The following is a 15,232-nucleotide window of genomic DNA, read 5'->3' on the forward strand; positions in this document are numbered from 1 at the left end:
ATCTATTAAGCTAAGATTTGCTTTCGCATTGGCTCAGAATTATCTAATTGTGTATCCCAGAACTTTTCCCATAAATCACAATACTCTAAGCACAATTTTTCAATATAGTTATAGTCTTCTTCTGTACAAGCTTGCATCAAGACATACCATAAATCTTCTTCATGATCATCATCTGCTGCTTCAGCACTTTCATCCTCAGAGATACCATGTACATGATAATAACCACCACCCTCCACATCTAGACCAACTGCTTTAGTAGCTCTACGTAAAGGTGGACTATACAGAATGACTTCTTCTTCTGCGACTGCTAATAAGGCTGAAACAGCTTTATAGTCATCATAAGCATTTTCTAAAAATACTCTAACCTGATCTGCAATTTCAGTCGGATGATAAGTTAGACGATCTTGTTCTGTAATACCGAAATCATTCAATATATCTTCAAATAAAGGATAATGAGCATATTCAGGATTTCCCTGATAGTAGCCGTCTTTATCCAATCCTGGCCGAAATCCAAACTCATCAAAAATATTTAAACTCAAAAGAAAACGCGGGAACATTTTTGCACCAGCATGCAATCTCGGCTCTAATTGTTTAGTTTGAAATTGGGCCATGAGCAATGCATCAGTAAAAGTTTGCACAATTGCATGACGATACTCTAAATGAATTTTTTTTAAATCTTCTTTATTAATTTCGCCATTATTTAAAGTATCGATTGCAGGATGATGAGATACAGGATGTTTCGCAATCTTTGCTCTTAATCGGGTCAAAAAGTTTGAATTTTTTTCCCATAGTTCAGCTGAAATGCTTTGTTTCATCCCTGCGAGTGCTTTCTTTCTAGGATTATTAAAATTCTCAAATTTCTTAGGCATATCCGCTCTCATTAAACTTATTGAAGCATGATCGATTTTTACATATTTTATTATAAAAACAATGACTTAAATTAATATTTAAATATGTTCCTTCATTGATTAATATTAGAATTAAAATCGTACGAAATCAAATAAAAAATTTAAAAACACTCCAATTAATGATAATCATTATCACAATCTCAACTTGAATCAAAATCAGTTTTTTATTATCATAATTTGTATTAAAAATTTAATATTTTAGATTAAGTTATAATTAGTTTTAACTATATGGAATAGTAATGTCAAAAAAAGAAGATATTATAAATACTGCTTTAAATTTATTTAATCAGATTGGGTACAATGCTACTGGTGTTGACCGTATTATTGCTGAATCAAATGTTGCAAAAATGACTTTTTATAAATATTTTCCGTCAAAGGAAAATTTAATTATGGAATGCTTGCAACATCGAAATATAAATATTCAAAACTCAATCAATGAACAATTAAGTTTACATCAAGATGCTAGTCCTCTTGAGCAAATTCATATTATTTTTAATTGGTATATTGAATGGATCAATAGCGAAACATTTAATGGCTGTTTATTTAAAAAGGCATTTATTGAAGTATCTAAACAATATACTTCAATTCGTGAACCATTTTATGAATATACAAAATGGTTGACTAATCTGTTACATGAAAAACTTACTCAGTTAGGTATAGAAAACCCAACTCCCCTTGTTCATATCATTATTTCTATTATTGATGGGATGATTATTGATGGAACGACCGATAAAAACCTTATTAACCCTGAAAAAATTTGGAAATATATTGAATATTTAATTAATGAAGAGATACCACAGCCAGTATCTTAATTTTAAAATTATCTAGGTTTATTACTTTAAGACGAAGTTTGAGAAAAATAAAAAAAGAACTTTTTAATTATTTTAGAACTTAGATAATCCTTAACTTTTGTGCTCTACTTTAGCTTTCATAATTTTTCTAGGCTTTTTTACAAACTCATATTAGAATCCTGAAAATTTATCAATTTGCACTGATTTATGAAAAAATTTCTAGGTAACTCTATCTTTAAAGCCGTTGGTTGGACCTACAATGTAGACCCACAAATTCTTGAGAAAAAACAAGTTATTATTGGCTTTGAACACACCTCAAATCTAGATGCAGTGCTCTCGATTGCCCTCTTCCAAATGTTAGACATCAAAATTCATACTCTAATAAAGAAAGAACTTTTCAAAGGCCCCCTTAAGCCAATTTTAGAAAAATTGGGTGGCATTCCTGTTGATCGTAAAGGAAGTAAAGATATCGTTTCGCAAATGGTTGAACAATTTCAAACCCATGAAACATTTAATTTAGTAATTGCTCCAGAAGCTACACGTGCTAAAGATGGCTCTGAACGTAAGCCTATCCGTACAGGTTTTTGGCATATTGCAAAAGCAGCCAATGTTCCTATTGTTTTAATGTATGCCAATGCTCGAAGTAAACAAGGTGGGATTTTAGGTAAAATTTACCCGACTGATTTACAAAAAGACTTGGAAACCATTAAAGAGCTGTACGCTCAATTTGGTATAGATGTAAAAATTAACTAAATCAAATTGGACTTGATTTGACCTAATCTCACTCATTAGGTCTTAAGCTTATTGTTCTTATTCAATTGGCTAACAAAACGCAGGGCAACAGTTTTCAACAAAACCAAGCCTATGCTAATATTCCAGCACTTTTGCATTTTCTTTTTTTGGAGTTCACGTCCATGGCGGGTCATTCTAAATGGGCCAATATTAAGCATCGTAAAGCTAAACAAGATGCAAGTCGCGGTAAAGTTTTTACTAAATATATTCGTGAAATTGTGACTGCTGCCAAACTTGGTGGTGGAGATCCTGCTAGCAACCCTCGTCTGCGTGCAGTAGTTGAAAAAGCTCTCTCAGTTAATATGACACGTGACACCATTAACCGTGCTATCCAACGTGGTGCTGGTGGTGAAGATAATGATGATTTAAAAGAAGTAACTTATGAAGGTTATGGGGTTGGCGGGGTTGCTGTTCTTGTTGAAACAATGACAGATAACTTAAACCGTACAGTACCAGACGTACGTCACTGTTTTAGTAAAACAAATGGTAACTTAGGAACTGCGGGTTCTGTATCTTATCTATTTACTAAACGTGGTGAGATTACTTTTGAAGATGTTTCTTTAGAAGATAAAATCATGGAAGTTGCTTTAGAAGCTGGCGCTGAAGATATTGAAGTTTCAGAAGATGAAATTTTGGTAATCACTTCACCAGAAACTTTCGGTGAAGTACAAGATGCCCTTACTGCTGCTGGTTTAAAATCTGATAACGCAGAAGTTGTGATGAGTCCATCTACAAAAGCTGAAATTACCGATGTTGACCAAGCAAAACAAATTCTTAAAATGATTGATATGTTTGAAGATCTTGACGATGTACAAAACGTTTATACTAACGTTGAATTCTCGGATGAGGTTTTGGCTCAACTTGATGCTTAAATCAAACATTTGAATCAAAGAAAACGCACCATTTGGTGCGTTTTTTTATAGCTTGTTCAGCAAGTTATAGCAATTAAATACATTATATTCTTTAATGACAAAGCTAGAATGCAAAGCAACTACATTGTCGATTTTTCCAATACGTCTTAATAAAATTTCACTGTAGTCATCCATGTTGCGTGCTACAAGCTCTAAAATAAAATCAGCACTCTGTCCCGTTACCAAGAATGCATTAGTTACTTCTGGAATTGCTTCTATTTCAGACAGAAACTTATCAAATGTTTCACTATCATGTTTACTCAGCGAAACTTGCAATAAAATATGTAAAGTAAAACCAAGCTTACTAAAATTAATTTCCCTTTTGAGCTGCCCCATGATATTGGCTTCAATCAGGTGCTTAATACGGCGATGTACAGAACTGACTGACAGATTGATCCGTTCTGAAAGTTCATTCAAATTTAAGTCTTCATGAGACAAAATTTCTAGAATTTGTTTATCAAAACGATCTAACTCCACTCTTATCTCCAGCCAGAATTTCACAGTAAAGACAGTATAACCCTATACCACCACCTCTGCATTGAAAATACAAAGGTTTATAAACAGTAAAACTCTATTTCCTTTATAGAGCCTAATTCTTTTATGCCTTTTAAACGTGCAAGTAGTGTCAGGGCGATTCATTTTAGAGAGTCGGTTTATGCTTAAATCTGTTTTATCGATGCAAACTCCTTATTCTCACTACTATTTAACTCTAAAAAGGAAGTAATCATCAAAATTTGACTATTTTTCAAGTTTCTTAAAGTTGGCATCATTTTTGTTATGTATTTGCAGGAAAATTTTTATCCATGTCGGGGGAGTTCCTGTGAATAAGATCAAAACACTAGTGTTAGCAATGAGTTCTTTAGGTGCAATGAGCGTGACGATGCCTGTGCATGCCGCTACAGATGCTGAAGTTAACGCCTTACGTGATGAAGTAAAGGAGTTAAAACAACTTGTTCAGAAACTATCTGATCAACAAAAAACAGCTTTAACTGTCACTGCTCCAGCAACAATTCCCGCAGCACCAGTTACCCCTACACCTCCTGCATCAAAACCGGGTTGGATGCCTATGGCCGATGGGCAAACTCAAGTCAAGCTTTATGGTAGTGTTCGCGCAGATGCAACCTATGACTTTAAAGGTTCAAATGGCAGTATTTCAAATGGTGCCAATTATCCACTCAATAAAGATGATCCAAAACAAGACTCACTAAATGTATCTGCAGCAACTTCACGAATTGGCTTAGATATTACTCGTCCAACTCAATATGGAGATTTAACAGGTAAAATTGAAGCCGATTTCATGGGTGGCAATGGAGATAATGGCAATGGTACTTTCCGTGTTCGTCATGCCTATATGTCTTTAGGAAAATGGCTAGCTGGTCAAACAACCTCACCGTTTGTAAACACAGATACATCACCAGAAACAGTAGACTTTAATGGCGCTATTGGTACAGGTACTACACGTACAGTACAGGTTCGTTACACCCAGCCAATTAATGCACAACAAAAAATATTAGTTGCCTTAGAGGGTGGCGATGTTGAAAAAGCTGGTAATGCTGCCGGTGGAAGCCGTTTTCCTGCTTTAACAGCACGATATGATTTCAAAACTACGGATAACAAAGGCCTATTACAGCTACATGGTCTTGCCCATGAAAACCGTGTGGCTCCAAAAGATAGTACTTCTGAAGAAAAATTTGGCTGGGGTGTAGGCGTTGGTGGTAAATATGATTTAACGCCTCAAGATAGCGTGGTTGCTAACTACTATCATGTTAAAGGCGATGGCCGTTATTTACTTTATAGCAATTCGGCTTATAACTATGACACAACAACACAAGATATTAATTTAGGAGAATTCGATAGTGCAGTAATTGGATATCAACGTAAATGGAGCCCTATTCTGCGTTCTACTTTTGCTGTAGGTGGGATTCAATATAAAGATGATAATGTGTATGCAGATAGCAATTTAACCAATACCAGCTATAACAAAGAAATTTATAACGCTTTAGTCAATTTAATCTGGAACCCAACTAAAAATATTGATTTAGGAGCAGAATATACTTACGGTCAACGTGAAACTTTTGCAGGTGACAAGGGTGATTATTCACGTATCAACCTGCTAGCAAAGTATAGTTTCTAAAAATTAGATATAAAAAAAAGAGCCTTTAATGGCTCTTTTTTTTATTAAAGTTATTAATGCATCGCCTGAATTTTTTCTAAGAAAAGTTTAGCACGCTCATGACGAGCTTCTAAATTATCAAAGAATTCATGGGTTGGGCAGTCTTCTAAAATTTTACCTTCATCCATAAAAATTAAACGGTTAGATACTCTTTTAGCAAAGCCCATTTCATGCGTAACACACATCATGGTCATGCCTTCATGTGCGAGCTGTACCATAACTTCAAGAACCTCACCGACCATTTCAGGATCAAGTGCAGAAGTTGGTTCATCAAACAACATACAGATTGGGTCCATAGACAAGCCACGTGCAATCGCTACACGTTGCTGCTGACCACCCGACAACTGCCCCGGAAATTTATCTTTATGAGCAAGTAAGCCTACACGCTCTAAATATTTCAAACCTTTTGCACGAGCATCTGCAACTGAACGCTTTAACACTTTAACTTGAGCAATCGTCAAATTTTCCAAAACAGTCATGTGCGGAAAAAGCTCAAAGTGCTGAAAGACCATTCCTACTCTTGAACGGAATTTAGCCAGATCTGTTTTTGGATCTTTAAGCGAAATTCCATCAACAATAATGTCACCTTGTTGAAATGGTTCCAAAGCATTTACTGTTTTGATGAGTGTTGATTTTCCTGAACCAGATGGTCCGCAAACAACAACGACATCACCTTTTTCAATACTCGTCGTGCAATCTGTTAAAACCTGAAAATCACCATACCATTTAGAGATATGTTGGATGTCTATCATTGGCATTTAAAATCTCCAATTAGCGAATGATGGCAATTTTTTGCTGTAAGCGTTTGACTAAATGCGACAGCACAAACGAGCTACAGAAATACACTACAGCGACGATTAAATAGAATGTTGCTTTTGTTTCAGGTCCATAAGTATTAGCCAATGTATCTGCACGGCCTAAAAAGTCTGGTGCACTAATCACATAAACTAAAGAGATGTCCTGAAATAGAATGATTGTTTGAGTTAACAATACTGGGAGCATGTTACGGAAGGCTTGAGGTAATACCACGTAGCGCATTGATTGACCGTAGGTAAAACCTAGCGCATAGCCTGCATGTACCTGACCTTTTGAAATAGACTGAATTCCAGAACGTACAATTTCCGAGAAAAAAGCTGCTTCAAAAATGGCAAAAGTTACAACACTCGAAAACAACGGTCCCCAATAAGTATCAGATTGAAACTCAAATACTTTCGGCAACAAAAAATAGAAGATAAAGATCACCTGAATCAGTGGAATACCACGAAACAGATCAACATAAAATTTTGCAAAATTACTTGCGATGGCATTACTAGATAAACGCATCATTGCCAATGGGGTTCCAATTAGGATACCGCCCATCATTGCTAATACCGTTACGGTAAGCGTAAAAATGAAACCTTCTTTGAGTGCCGCGATCACATCAGGGTTTTGTAATAAAGAAAAATCCATGATTACTTCCCTCCTGAACCTAAGCCAGGTACAGCCATTCGTTTCTCAATCCATGCCATCACAAACTTAATGCTATAAGTGATAATCAAATAAACAGGTGTAGAGAGAATAAGAATGATAATGTCCTGAGAAGTTTCTTCACGCATGGTTTTCGTGTAAGCAAAGAAATTCAACACACTCAACGCATATAAAACAGCTGAGTTTTTAAAAACGTTCATTGCTTCAGATGTAATCGTTGGCCATACTGTACGATATGCAACCGGTAAAATGACATAACGATAGCTTTGTGCAGTAGTAAAACCCATAGCGGAAGCTGCGAACTTCTGTCCACGAGACACGGTATTAATTCCGGCACGTATGTGCTCAGATACACGGGCAGCCGTGTAGAGACCTAATGCAAAAACACCAATAACCGCAGGTTGCTGATTTAAAATATTTTTCCACCAACCACCAGCAACTACATCCCCACTACCTGCACTTAAGCTGTCCGGTAAAAACTCGGGAAAAACAAAAGCCCAGAAGAAAAGTTGCACAATAAGTGGAATATTACGGAAAATTTCAACGTAACAATTGCCGATAAATGCGAGAGGTTTGTTGGGTAATGTACGAATTACCCCTAGGAGAGAACCTAATAAAAATGCGATAAGAAAGGCTATAATAGCTGTCCAAACCATAGTGAACACGCCTGAACCTAACATTTGTAACCATGTGGGTGCCTCAGCATAAGCATTGTAGCTTGAGCTACCAATAGCTTTACAAACTGATTCTGCCCATGCGGCTTTATCGACACCATATTCATTAGACTCCGCACAGAATATAGTCCAGTTTAGCGAGCCGACTGACATGTTTGCCCCTTAAATTAATATCTTTAGAAAATAGACCACTTGTGCAAATGAATCTTTACACTTACACAAGTAAATTTAGGACAAAAAGATCCAGTTAGATTCCTGCATCTGTTGGGTTAGCTTTTAATTTCTTATAAGATGAACTTTGTTGCATGTTCAAATTTGTGTTTTTTGGTGGAATTGGAGATAAGAACCACTTCTTATATAAAGCGTCCATTTTACCAGTTTTCCACAAGTTATTTACAGTACGGTCTGCAATCGCTTTAAATTTTGGATCATCTTTAGCAAGCATAATTCCGTAAGGTTCAGATGAAAGTACCGGACCTACAATTGCGAAAGCTTTAGGTGTAGAAGACTTCGCAATCAAGCCTGCTAAAATATTATCATCCATTACAAATGCAGCAGCACGGCCAGATGCCATCATGGCAAAAGAATCAGCATGATCTTTACCATAAATATTTTGAACATTAACTGCCTGACCTTTTTCATTCATCTTGATGTATTTGTCAGATGTAGTGCCTTGAGTAGTAACAACTGCTTTACCATTTAAGTCCGCCAAACTCTTAATGCCAGAGTTTGCTTTAACAGCCATGCGCACTTCTGTTGCATAGTAGTTAGTTGAGAACCCAACTTGTTGCTGGCGTTGTTTAGAGTTTGTAGTGGTACCACATTCCATATCGATATTGCCTGCCAAAAGCTCAGGAATACGTGTTGATGAAGTTACTGCCTTATACTCAACTTTTAAGCCAGGCATTTTCAATTCTTTTTTAATGTCATTTGCAAACTGGTTACAGATATCGACTGCATAACCTACTGGTTTACCTGCAACAACATATGAAATTGGATCTGAGGATTCTCGATGACCAATTACGATTTTTCCGGTACTTTTAATTTTAGCTAATGTATCTGCTGCTTGAATTTGGGAAGTAGCGCCAACCGTACAAAGCATAACTGTTGAAATAATGAGAGAGGTTGCAGAACGTTTCATAAGAACTCCTTGATGATCATTCTCTCTATTTATCTATAGAATCATTCATATAGAGCAATAGAGTGATTTTTTATTAAATTGCAATTATCGAGCCAACTTTTCCAAGTCGGACCCATCCATTTGCTTCACTTATTCTATTCAATCTGTTTTGCAGAATTAATACCTTTAAAACTGCTCACATGTTTCTACTTTAATCTATGTTTTAATCTTCTGTCTATTATTAAGCTCATCTATTTACACTTAAATGTGGCAATTATTGATTACATTGTAAACACATGCACAATAAAGTGGCTTAACTTTGGCTAAAAATAGTATTTAGAAAAATTGTATTTTCCAAAAAATCATAAAAATTAAAGTTATTAGTCATTTAGATAAAATGGAATTTATATTGTAAAAAGTAATTTTGACATCAAAATAATATAAACAAATGGCATAATAAAAATCATTTAGAAAATTGATAGTAATATCTACATTAATAAAATAACTAGCAAAGATAAAAATAAGCCCCGATTTTCTCAGGGCATTTTATAATTTTAAATTCCGCGCCAATCTACTCGCGCATTACGCTCAGTTTGATATATTCTTAAAACATACTGACCTAGAGGTAAATCGAGTAAATTTTGTTGATAGTTATTCCATTCTTCCGAAACACCTTCAGCCTCTTCCCGCTCCCACGGCGTACCCTTTATTTCTAATAAAGGAGCAAGCATAGAACATACAGAAATATCAGCAAGACTTAAGCGATCGCCTACCATATAACGTGCCTGATTTTCGATTAAGCAGCTATTTAGTTCAGTTATGAGTTCATCCATGCGCTCTTTTGACTGGTTGACTATCTCTTCTTCAAGTTTATAGTTCTTCTTTACCAGTGTTTTGAGGAATGGCTTCGATATTTTTTCAAACTGACGTAAATAGCCTTGTTCACCCATCATAATTTCTAAAGCATGGTCTCCATGTGCCAACGTGTGAGCTAGAGCCCAACGGCGGACATGAATACCCAGCTCATCAGCCAAACTATCTATTTTTAATGTTTGCTGTCTTAATTGTTCATCACGACGTAACAGTGAATGCTCCGGATAAGTATCATCCAGATAAAGTGCAATTTTAGTCGATTCAGCGATCCATTGATGATCATCTTTCAAAATAGGCAGTAAATTTTGGCCTGTTTTGAGTTGTGCAAAAGCACGATGAAAGCCTGGAATTAAGTTATGAGCCACATAATCAAGTTCTTTATGGTCTAACAACCAGCGAGCTTTTTCACAATAATGGGACAAAGGAAACTGATACAAAACCCGCATAAAATCTCCACGTTTATTTTTATTTGACTATTTGTACAAAAATGGTCGTCGGTAAGTAGATACTTTAGAAGCTATTTTTAGTTAAAACAATGGATATTGTGCTCATTTTTCACTGACACTTAAGTCTATTTTTTTATATCTTTTTTTACCGTACTTATTGCTCTTTTTCATATTAAAACCAATTCTATTATTATTTTTCCGCATATCAACCTTAAACTATTGTTTTTTATAATCTTTCAATATCTCTATTTTTTCATTAAAAAGCAAAAAAAATGCTTTGCACTTTATTTCATAAGCTGAGCATAAGTCCTCGTTTAGTGGAAAAATATTTCTTTTGTAAGGTAATGACAGCAATACAAGGTGTCATTATGTCTAATTCTCTATCAAAAACGACTGCATACGTCCAAATCATTCAAAATGATCAACAAGCGATTAATGCTGCTTATCAAGTGGCGGATTATGCTTTAGAGGGTCGTAATACACGTGATCAACAACGCTTATTACCGCATGAGCAAATCGAAAACTTTAGCCAAAAAGGCCTAGGTGGTATTCGCATTGCAAAAAAATATGGCGGTGCTTTTATTTCCAATAAAACTTTGGCTCAAGTTTTCCGTATTTTGAGTAAAGGTGATGCGAATGTTGGTCAGATTCCACAAAATCAGATTAGCCTTTTAAACCTGATCGAAATCATGGGCACAGAACAACAAAAACAATTCATCTTTTCAGAAATATTAGCAGGTAAACGTCTTGCCAACGGTGGACCAGAACGTAATACCCATGATTCAAAAACATTAAAAAGCAATCTTACTGTTGAGAACGGCAAATATATTTTAAACGGCGAAAAGTTTTATTCTACAGGTACGAGCTTTGCGCATTGGCTCGCGATTAAAGCAATTCATCCTGAAGGTCATGTGGTTTTAGTCATTGTTAACCGAGATGCTCAAGGCATTGAAGTCATTAATGACTGGAATGGGTTTGGTCAACGTACTACAGCGAGCGGTACAGTTAAATTAAATCAAGTTGAAGTTAAACCTGAACTTATTTTTGATGAGCGATTATTGACCCAAACCCCAACCTATCGGGGTGCCTATTCGCAGTTATTACAAGTAGCAATTGATGTAGGTATTGCAGAAGCTGCTTTTGACGATACTTTATCGACTATTCATAAAGCACGTCCAATTATTGATGCAAATGTTGAAAAAGCCAGCTTTGAACATTACACACTGCAAGAGGTAGGTAAGTTAAATATTTTGCTCGATGCTGCAATTTTACTGCTTGATGAAGCTGCTGAGTATTTAGATGAACTTGATCAACTTCAAACGGTGACTGATGAACAAGTAGCTAAAGCTTCAATTTTGGTTGCTGAAGCGAAAGTCTATGCCAATGATGCTGCCCTACAAATCTCTGAAAAACTACTAGAGCTAGGCGGTAGTCGTTCAAGTTTAAGCCAACACAATTTAGATCAACATTGGCGAAATGCCCGTGTACATACCTTACACGACCCTGTTCGCTGGAAATTACATGCCATTGGCAATTATTACCTTAATGGTCATTTCCCTGCCCGCCATGCTTGGATTTAAGGAGAAATTGTCATGACTTCATATCAATCTGTTCAAACGAAACAAACATCGGCATCTGGCCAAGCGCACATTATTCAAAATGATGCTGAAGCATTAGAAGTTGCCAAACAGTTTGCTGAGCAATTTAAAAAAACCGCCGTTGAGCGAGACGCTCAACGAATTTTACCGTATACCGAAATCGATGCTTTGAGCCAATCTGGTCTTTGGGCAATTACAGTACCTAAGCAATATGGCGGTGCCGAAGTTTCAAGCCATACCGTTGCTAAAGTAATCGCTCTTTTAAGCGGTGCCGATGGTTCAATCGGACAAATTCCACAAAACCATTTCTATGCGTTGGAAGTATTACGAAATACAGGCACAGAAGCTCAAAAACAACGTTTATATGGCGAAGTTTTAAATGGCACTCGCTTTGGTAATGCACTTGCTGAGTTTAAGACCAAAACTTCAACTCATAAACAAACCAATATTCGTCCATACGAAAATGGATATCTCATTCAGGGTGAAAAGTTTTACTGCACAGGAAGTTTATTTGCTCACCGTATTCCAACCTTAGTTTTAGACGATGCAGGTCGAGAGTATCTGGCATTTGTAAAAAGTGGTTCACAAGGATTAAAACTTGTTGATGACTGGTCTGGCTTTGGACAGAAAACGACAGGCAGCGGCACGGTCAAGTTTGATCAGGTTTTTGTCGATGCAGATGATGTTATTCCTTTTGATACTGCATTTTTACAACCAACCTTAGTGGGCCCTTTTGCTCAAATTATGCATGCATCAATTGAGGTAGGCATTGCACGTGCAGCCTTTGAAGAAAGTTTGCAAAGAGTGCATCAAGCTCGCCCATGGATTGATTCACAAGTAGAAACAGCCAACCAAGATCCATTAACGATTTATGAGCTAGGACGCATTGCTGTAGATGTACGAGCAAGTGAAGTGTTATTAAAACAAGCTGCGCAATCAATTGATGCTGCAAAAATTGAAACCACACCTGAAAGCATTGCTAAAGCTTCAATTGATGTGGCTAAAGTGCGTGCTCATAGTACAGATATCGCCCTAAAAGCATCGTCTAAGCTGATTGAACTTGCTGGTAGTCGTGGTAGTCAGTCTCAAGATGGCCTAGACCGTTTCTGGCGTAATGCGCGTGTACATACGTTGCATGATGCCGCACGATGGAAATATTACTTTATTGGGAACTACGTTCTTAACGGTGTGCTTCCACCTCGTCGGGGGACATTGTAATGGCAGATTTCAAAGCAAAAGAGATTTTATTAAACGCCTTTGACATGAACTGTGTTGGGCATATCAATCATGGCTTATGGACACATCCACGTGATGAATCACACCGCTTTAATGAACTGAGCTATTGGACAGAACAAGCTAAGACCTTAGAAAGTGGTTTATTTGACGGCTTGTTTATAGCCGATATTACTGGTGTGTATGACGTCTATCAAAACGGTATAGACCTCACTTTAAAAGAGTCCATTCAACTTCCAAGCCATGACCCATCTACACTTATTTCAGCTATGGCAGCAGTTACTCAAAACTTAAGTTTTGGGGTCACTGTGAACTTAAGCTATGAGCATCCGTATCAATTTGCCCGCCGCTTTGCGAGTCTCGACCATTTAACTCAAGGTCGTATTGGCTGGAATATCGTGACAGGTTATCTAGATAGTGCGGAACGCTTAATTGGTCAAAAAGGTTTAAAAGACCACGATGCTCGCTATGAACAAGCTGAAGAATTTTTAGAGCTTTGCTATAAATATTGGGAAGGTTCATGGGAAAACGACGCCGTTAAAAAAGATAAAGTACAGCGTGTTTTTACAGACCCGTCTAAAGTTCACACCATTCACCACCACGGAAAATATTACCAAAGTGAAGGTGTGTTTCAGGTATCTCCTTCTGTTCAACGCACCCCAACACTGTTTCAAGCAGGTGCTTCACCCAAAGGTATGCAGTTTGCGACTCGTCATGCTGAGTGTGTATTTATTGGCGGCGACAAACCCGACAAAATACGCGAACAAGTGAAAAAGATTCGTGCTCTTGCAGAACAGCAAGGCCGTTCAGCAGATGACATTAAAGTCTTTGTCGGTATAACTGTTGTTGTGGCCGAAACACATGGTCTCGCTGTACAGAAACTGAATGAATATCGTCAGTATGCAAGCCCTGAAGCTGGCTTAGCGCATTATGCGAGTTCAACTGGCATCGACTTAAGTAAATTTGCCGACGATGAAGCGATTCCTTACCAAAAAAGTAACAGCATTGTTTCGATTACCGAAAAGTTTAAAGAGCAACAAATCACGAAAAATGACTTAAAAGCTCAGCATGTTTTAGGTGGTCGTTATCCCCTCATCGTGGGTAGTGGTGAAGAAGTTGCTGAATACTTAATTCATCTTTTAGATGACACAGATATTGATGGCTTTAATTTGACACGTACAGTTGCACCTGAGTCTCACCACGACTTTATTCGCTTGGTCATTCCTGAGCTACAACAACGTGGTCGCTATAAAACTGCATATAAAACGGGTTCACTGCGGAACAAAATTTTTAATCGGGGTGATCAATTACCAAAACAACACCCTGTTCAAGCGTTCCGATGTAGTCCCTATAACAACAGCGAAAACTTAACAACAATTGAAGAAATAACCGCTTAAATTTGGAGATAGACATGGCTCAAACAGCCTCAAAAAAATGGCTAGGCGTAGGCTTAGTCGTTGTAGTCCTTATTGTTGCTTTATTCTTTTGGAATAAACATCGCCAAAGTGGCTCAAATGAACTTGTGATTGGTATTAGCCCACCATTTGCAAAAACTTTACAAGCTGCTGCCGATGAAGCAAAGAAACAGGGTTTAAATGTAAAACTGGTCGAATTTTCTGACTGGAATACACCAAACATTACTTTAAATCACGGGGATATTGATGCGAACTTTTTCCAGCACCAACCTTTCTTAGACAATGCAATTAAAGAAACAGGCTTTAAATTAAAGGCATTTGCAGTGGGTGCAGCATCACATGTGGGACTTTATTCAAAGAAATATAAAAGCCTTGATGAATTGCCGCAAAACGCACGTGTAGTCATTCCAAATGATCCAGTGAACCAAGGTCGTGCCCTGCTACTCTTACAGCAAGCTAAATTAATTACGCTTAAAGATTCAAATAATCATTTATCTGCACTAAAAGATGTAGTTTCAAATCCTAAAAATTTGCAATTCATCGAAGTTGAAGGACCACAGACTGCTCGTGCAATTGATGATGTTGACTTGGCTTTTGGCTATCCGCATTACCTACGCTTAGCAAAAACAGCTGACCCTGAAAGTGCACTTTTACTTGATGACAATACCAATAAACGTTATGCAATTTTATTTGTAGTGCGTGATGACTACCAAGATAAGGGCGACAAATTAAAGAAATTTGTTGAGATCTATCAAAACTCGCCAAAAGTTAAAGCTGTGTTAGATGCTGAGATTGGGCCAACACTTTGGTTCCCTGGCTGGAAGTAATAAC

Annotated in this window: 15 protein-coding genes; 8 read left to right on the forward strand and 7 right to left on the reverse strand. The window is 37.0% G+C overall.

The window, feature by feature from the left end:
* Positions 1–5: 5 nt before the first annotated feature.
* The gene (locus AC52J8_RS10265) at positions 6–869 is read right to left on the reverse strand and encodes a heme oxygenase-like domain-containing protein (protein ID WP_017481649.1); all 864 of its coding nucleotides are present in this window, start codon (positions 867–869) and stop codon (positions 6–8) included.
* A gap of 278 nt (positions 870–1,147) precedes the next feature.
* Between AC52J8_RS10265 and AC52J8_RS10270 the strand changes: the two genes are divergently transcribed.
* The 3 genes from AC52J8_RS10270 to AC52J8_RS10280 all read left to right on the forward strand — a co-directional run bounded on the left by AC52J8_RS10270 (position 1,148) and on the right by AC52J8_RS10280 (position 3,363).
* Complete coding sequence (locus tag AC52J8_RS10270) at positions 1,148–1,720, forward strand: TetR/AcrR family transcriptional regulator (protein ID WP_005076373.1); 573 nt, start codon at positions 1,148–1,150, stop codon at positions 1,718–1,720.
* A gap of 186 nt (positions 1,721–1,906) precedes the next feature.
* The gene (locus AC52J8_RS10275) at positions 1,907–2,452 is read left to right on the forward strand and encodes a 1-acyl-sn-glycerol-3-phosphate acyltransferase (RefSeq protein WP_032034782.1); all 546 of its coding nucleotides are present in this window, start codon (positions 1,907–1,909) and stop codon (positions 2,450–2,452) included.
* 161 nt (positions 2,453–2,613) lie between these two features.
* Positions 2,614–3,363 carry a YebC/PmpR family DNA-binding transcriptional regulator gene (locus tag AC52J8_RS10280; RefSeq protein ID WP_002114471.1) on the forward strand — a complete coding sequence of 250 codons (750 nt, stop codon included), beginning with the start codon at positions 2,614–2,616 and terminating at the stop codon, positions 3,361–3,363.
* Positions 3,364–3,408: 45 nt separating this feature from the next.
* Here AC52J8_RS10280 and AC52J8_RS10285 read toward each other — a convergent pair whose 3' ends face one another.
* Positions 3,409–3,879, reverse strand: coding sequence for an Lrp/AsnC family transcriptional regulator (locus AC52J8_RS10285; RefSeq protein WP_002050132.1), 471 nt, complete (start codon positions 3,877–3,879; stop codon positions 3,409–3,411).
* A 343-nt stretch (positions 3,880–4,222) separates the two neighbouring features.
* Here AC52J8_RS10285 and AC52J8_RS10290 point away from each other — a divergent pair, with 343 nt between their 5' ends.
* Positions 4,223–5,536: a DcaP family trimeric outer membrane transporter gene (locus AC52J8_RS10290; protein ID WP_197738922.1), complete on the forward strand. Its 1,314-nt coding sequence runs from the start codon at positions 4,223–4,225 to the stop codon at positions 5,534–5,536.
* Between the two features lie 53 nt (positions 5,537–5,589).
* Here AC52J8_RS10290 and AC52J8_RS10295 read toward each other — a convergent pair whose 3' ends face one another.
* The 5 genes from AC52J8_RS10295 to AC52J8_RS10315 all read right to left on the reverse strand — a co-directional run bounded on the left by AC52J8_RS10295 (position 5,590) and on the right by AC52J8_RS10315 (position 10,155).
* Positions 5,590–6,333, reverse strand: coding sequence for an amino acid ABC transporter ATP-binding protein (locus AC52J8_RS10295; RefSeq protein WP_002114298.1), 744 nt, complete (start codon positions 6,331–6,333; stop codon positions 5,590–5,592).
* Positions 6,334–6,346: 13 nt separating this feature from the next.
* On the reverse strand, positions 6,347–7,024 hold the full coding sequence (locus AC52J8_RS10300; protein WP_002114551.1) for an amino acid ABC transporter permease: 678 nt from the start codon (positions 7,022–7,024) through the stop codon (positions 6,347–6,349).
* A gap of 2 nt (positions 7,025–7,026) precedes the next feature.
* Positions 7,027–7,869 carry an amino acid ABC transporter permease gene (locus AC52J8_RS10305; protein ID WP_002114400.1) on the reverse strand — a complete coding sequence of 281 codons (843 nt, stop codon included), beginning with the start codon at positions 7,867–7,869 and terminating at the stop codon, positions 7,027–7,029.
* 94 nt (positions 7,870–7,963) lie between these two features.
* Positions 7,964–8,857, reverse strand: coding sequence for an amino acid ABC transporter substrate-binding protein (locus AC52J8_RS10310; protein ID WP_014206541.1), 894 nt, complete (start codon positions 8,855–8,857; stop codon positions 7,964–7,966).
* Between the two features lie 533 nt (positions 8,858–9,390).
* Positions 9,391–10,155, reverse strand: a complete 765-nt coding sequence (locus AC52J8_RS10315; RefSeq protein WP_086398925.1) for a glutathione S-transferase family protein — start codon at positions 10,153–10,155, stop codon at positions 9,391–9,393.
* A 344-nt stretch (positions 10,156–10,499) separates the two neighbouring features.
* Between AC52J8_RS10315 and AC52J8_RS10320 the strand changes: the two genes are divergently transcribed.
* Genes AC52J8_RS10320 through AC52J8_RS10335 form a run of 4 tightly spaced genes read left to right on the forward strand, consistent with a single transcriptional unit; the run spans position 10,500 to position 15,228 of the window.
* Positions 10,500–11,735 carry an SfnB family sulfur acquisition oxidoreductase gene (locus AC52J8_RS10320; RefSeq protein WP_086398924.1) on the forward strand — a complete coding sequence of 412 codons (1,236 nt, stop codon included), beginning with the start codon at positions 10,500–10,502 and terminating at the stop codon, positions 11,733–11,735.
* Between the two features lie 12 nt (positions 11,736–11,747).
* Positions 11,748–12,971 (forward strand): SfnB family sulfur acquisition oxidoreductase, encoded by a 1,224-nt coding sequence (locus AC52J8_RS10325; protein ID WP_086398923.1) that lies wholly within the window; start codon positions 11,748–11,750, stop codon positions 12,969–12,971.
* Entirely contained in the window at positions 12,971–14,383 is a 1,413-nt protein-coding gene (locus AC52J8_RS10330) for an LLM class flavin-dependent oxidoreductase (protein WP_086398922.1), read from the forward strand. The genes AC52J8_RS10325 and AC52J8_RS10330 overlap by 1 nt, the downstream gene beginning before the upstream one ends.
* Positions 14,384–14,397: 14 nt before the next feature.
* Positions 14,398–15,228 (forward strand): MetQ/NlpA family ABC transporter substrate-binding protein, encoded by an 831-nt coding sequence (locus AC52J8_RS10335; protein ID WP_086398921.1) that lies wholly within the window; start codon positions 14,398–14,400, stop codon positions 15,226–15,228.
* The last annotated feature ends 4 nt before the right edge of the window (positions 15,229–15,232 follow it).

It is taken from the genome of Acinetobacter sp. S-1 (genome assembly GCF_059579785.1).